A 4284-nucleotide genomic window follows, 5' to 3' on the forward strand; every position below is an offset into this window, starting at 1 on the left:
AAAACGGGGGCTTGACCAATCTGGAGAGGGCGTTTTTTAATGGGAGCTTCGGCTCCCTATTTTATTTACCCCTAGGGGGTGATAAGGAGAGGGAAAGCATGGAAGAGAGTGTAATGAACGCATTACTACAACAAGGGCCGTTTGCTGCTTTGTTTGTGTGGTTGTTATTTTCTACAAAAAAAGAGGGAAGAGAGCGTGAGACTCAACTAGTGAAACAGGCTCAGACACGTGAAGCCAAGCTCATGGAGCATAACGAGCGAATGGTAATTCAATTAGAACGTAATACCACTACATTGCAACAAATTGAACGCAGTCTAAACGGCTTAGAAAATGAATTACAAGAACTAAAAGAAAAGGTGGGCTAATGATGATAGAAATTGGTTTAGTAATTGCAGTCGTAATGGCGTCAGGAGCTTGGTTAAAAACACGGAGCTGGTTTCCGAATGATTACATTCCTCTGGCTATTGTTGTAATGGCAGTAACTTATAATGCAATCAACGCTTTATTGTTCGGGAGAGATTTATTGGAAGCTGGCAAGCTGGCTTTTATTGAGGCAACGGCTGCTATCGGAATTCATTCAGGTGTGAAAAATTCGTTTCAGAAGGGAGATGTGGAACAATGAAATCACAAGACTTTATAGATAAGATTTCACCTAGTGCAGTAGCTGACATGAAGAAAACAAAGATACCTGCGTCTCTTACGATCGCTCAGGCTATCCTTGAATCAGCTTGGGGAGAAAGTGGACTAACTAAACGAGGGAATAACTTGTTCGGTATCAAAGGTACAGGGCCAGCAGGTGTCTGCGCTATGCCGACCAAGGAGAATTACAACGGTCAATGGACTACTATCACAGCTAATTTCAGGGCTTACAACAATTGGGGAGAGTCTATTGCAGACCATTCCAAACTAATCCTAAACGGTAAAAAAGACAATCCTACACGCTATCATGGCGTGCTAGGTGCTGAATATAAAACTGCTTGCCATGCTATCCACAAAGGCGGATATGCTACTGATCCGGGTTATCCAGGTAAGCTAATTGGATTAATTGAAAAGTACGGTCTAGCTAAATATGACAAGGAGGAACCAACAGTGAAACCAGAAGTAGCGAACGAAATTATCAGCCATTTACAGGGACAATGGGCTTTTTACAATCAGATGGGGATGAAGGACGAGGCTGTGAGGATTGGGCAATTGGCGGATGAGTTGAGGGTTGCAAGTGGACAAGAGAAAGTGAATAGTTAAATATATATCCCTCCTTCGCTCATCCGTTGGAGGGGGTTTTTCCAAACTTTTTCAATTTATGTTATTACTAATTAATAAGAAATAAGGTATATTAGTAAAAGGAAGGATTTAGAAATAAGGAGGGGGCTCAAGTGAAAAAATGGTATTACAATAGAAAATTTGTTTTTCTTGTTATGGCTCTCTCGATCTCATTTTTATCAATCGTTATTTACGCAAATTTCAACTATATTATGTCTAATATCTTAGATATTTTAAAGTATCTTTTTGGTGTGCTTGGAATTTTAACTACATTGTACAATTATTATCATAAGTTTCATTTGTTTATTGTAAGAATAAAGATAATTTTGTTTAATGATGATTCGAAATGGAATGTAGCTGGAATTTTTGATGGAGAATTTGATGAGGAAATTCAAAAAAAGATCATATCAAAAATTGAAGAGTTTGATAAAAATGCTGGCATTCAAGTAATTAATAATTGTAATTTTCAAATGTATACAAATGGGTTAACATTGTACTTTGATTATAATGATTATTATGATTCCGAAGATGATGAAACAAAAGGACATCTTGTATTAAGGGTTAGAGATTATGAAACTTCATACAACAATGCGATAAATGCATTTGATAAAAAGATAATTCCTATTTTATCCTTAATTGATAAGGAATTAAGACCAACTGAATCTAAATTTAGCTTTAATATTGAATTCGGTAAAAATAATCCTTTTATGAGTGTTGCTGTTAAGAATATTGATAAGGCTGATTTAAATGATTTTTCCTTTAGTTATAAAAAGAATAACGGATTTTCAAATAGAATTGTTAGAGTGTATAAAAAAGGAATTGAATGTACTACAAATTCTTTAACTGATTTTCAATCGGCCGCCAGTAATTTTTTGTTGCTAGTAGGGGAGTGAATAAATGCGTGCTTATCATTTATTTGATGTAGAAACGTTCGAAATAATAAATGAAGGAAATACAAATGTCGTTACACCACAGCAAACAAGTATTGAGCAAGGTGATGCTGAACCTTTGTCTGAACTATCGCTAACTACGGTTAACTACTATAAAGGGTTCCAAAAAATGGTGGTAAAACATGAACAAACCAGGAGAAAATCTGGTAGAGCTTATGGTGAGGATATTTTATTTAATAAATTTATAGAAAATAAAAGTATGAATGCCTATTACTCTCCAAAACATAATTTATTTATTATTGAAGGTTCAAAGGGTTCAGTTAACGGAGCTGTGAAACGGTTTTCAAGATATTTTGGTGATAAGTTTAAAGTAAGTCGTTCTAAAGTATATTTCCCTTACATAATTAAACACTCTAATAATGTATGGGGAGGCTGGTTTGGGAAAATTGGACATGGTTCTCTTAAAAGTGCGGCTCTTTTTGGAGATCACGTTAATTTAAGTGAAGATTTTTCTAGACTAGATGCTGCTGGTACTTTAACTTCATTAAATTGTGCATTAACCTTTGAAAAGAAAAGTTTTGATTTCACAATTACATTAAATAAAACTGTTGTAATTATGCAGCATGGAACCCCAGAGGAAGATCTTGATTTACTTCTTGCACTAAAGCCTATTTTGTATAAAGAAATATCGGAAGCAGTAGTCCAATAAATAGTCTTTTTTCTTTGTGTTTCTATCTGGACCATTGATAATCATTTTGTTATTTTTATCAAAATTTCGCAACCAAACATTAGTTACTTAAACAACTTACATAACCTTCAAAAACATAAGATACCCCTTCCTACATACGGAAGGGGCATCTTATTATCTACTGTATTCTTGAACTTCAAAGCTTTCAATATGACTGTAGCTAATGAAGTCTTTTCTAGAATTGAAAGGTCCGATGTTGTATTTCTTATTAACGATGTATGCTTCTTTACCGTTTCCTTTTGCTCTACCTTCATACCATTCGGTAAAGTTTCTTATTTCCTCATTTGTCATTTGATATTCTTTGATTAAACCACTATCCATGTAAATAACCAAGAGTGCGTTTCCGGTTGGATTCGGATTAGGGTTCGGGTCTGGATTCGGGTTTGGATCTGGATTCGGGTCTGGATCTGGCTTAGGCTCTGGATCTGGCTTAGGCTCTGGATTAATTAGATCAGAAAGATTTAACTCTACTACATCTGATATAGGACCAGACGTGTACCCATCAACGACGTATGTACCTCCAATTAAATATAGTTTCCCATTCACAATACTATAAGCACTGCCACCTATAGTTGAAGTAGTTAGGGAATATGTTTCTAATTTTTTTGTTTTCACATCATAGCTAAATAATGTAGAAGAAGAATGGAAGATAATTTTGTCATTATAGATTATGAAGTTAGAATCTACATGTTTATCCAAGAGTTCATCTACTAGAGTCCATGAATCTTGTAAATGATCATAAAGATAAATAGAGCTTTTTTCTTCATTGAAATCATAGTGAATTACATATATGGAATTATTAATAATAAGTGGTGTCGCATATGCATTAAAAGGCATCGGTTTTTTAGAAACCCAAGAGTTTGTATTAGGATTAAATGAATATACTAAATTAGTGGATTGATTACCTTTTACAGTTCCACCAAAAGTATAGATAGTATTATCTAAAGAAACAGCATTAATAGAACGAAGGGATGTTGGCATTGACTGCGCTGATGTCCATTTGTTTGAAACAGGATCGAACACTTCAACTGTATTAGTAGTATCAAAGTTGCTCTCCCCTCCAATGGCATAAAATTTTCCTTGGTTTTCTACAAATGCCATACCGTATCTACCCTGAGAAGAACTAGGTAACGTTTCCCACTCATCTTTTGCTGGATCATATACTTCAAGGCTATCAAAAGAATCAATTCCAGGAGTTCCCCCATATACATAAATCTTATCATCATATACTATGCCACCAATGTTGTATCTAGCTGTTGGCATTGGTGCTTTTTTAACCCATTCCATTTCTTCTGCTGCAAACGAAAGTGGCTGAAAACTAAACAAAGTCATAATCATCGCAATAGCGAATAATCCTATTTTCTTTAGGTTCATTTGTTTAACACT

General features: G+C 34.9%; 6 protein-coding genes. 5 read left to right on the plus strand and 1 reads right to left on the minus strand.

All coding sequences use genetic code 11. The features are described 5' to 3' along the window. From AYJ08_RS11950 to AYJ08_RS11970, 5 genes are all read left to right on the plus strand, one after another. Positions 1-365 (plus strand): BhlA/UviB family holin-like peptide (locus AYJ08_RS11950; protein ID WP_231929095.1); only part of this gene is annotated, 365 nt, incomplete at its 5' end. Continuing rightward, a complete protein-coding gene (locus AYJ08_RS11955) occupies positions 365-622 on the plus strand; it encodes a hypothetical protein (RefSeq protein WP_157452856.1) in 258 nt (85 codons plus the stop codon). The genes AYJ08_RS11950 and AYJ08_RS11955, both read left to right, overlap by 1 nt. Next, positions 619-1242, plus strand: coding sequence for a glycoside hydrolase family 73 protein (locus tag AYJ08_RS11960; RefSeq protein ID WP_064017914.1), 624 nt, complete (start codon positions 619-621; stop codon positions 1240-1242). The genes AYJ08_RS11955 and AYJ08_RS11960 overlap by 4 nt, the downstream gene beginning before the upstream one ends. 131 nt (positions 1243-1373) lie before the next feature. Continuing rightward, positions 1374-2153 (plus strand): hypothetical protein, encoded by a 780-nt coding sequence (locus AYJ08_RS11965; RefSeq protein WP_064017915.1) that lies wholly within the window; start codon positions 1374-1376, stop codon positions 2151-2153. A gap of 4 nt (positions 2154-2157) precedes the next feature. Next, complete coding sequence (locus AYJ08_RS11970) at positions 2158-2859, plus strand: hypothetical protein (protein ID WP_064017916.1); 702 nt, start codon at positions 2158-2160, stop codon at positions 2857-2859. Positions 2860-3012: 153 nt separating this feature from the next. On the opposite strand, the gene AYJ08_RS11975 is transcribed toward AYJ08_RS11970, so the two are convergent. Further along, positions 3013-4284 (minus strand): Kelch repeat-containing protein (locus tag AYJ08_RS11975; RefSeq protein WP_231929096.1); only part of this gene is annotated, 1272 nt, incomplete at its 5' end.

The sequence above is a fragment of the Brevibacillus sp. SKDU10 genome (assembly GCF_001645205.1).
GTDB classification, from domain to species: domain Bacteria; phylum Bacillota; class Bacilli; order Brevibacillales; family Brevibacillaceae; genus Brevibacillus_B; species Brevibacillus_B halotolerans.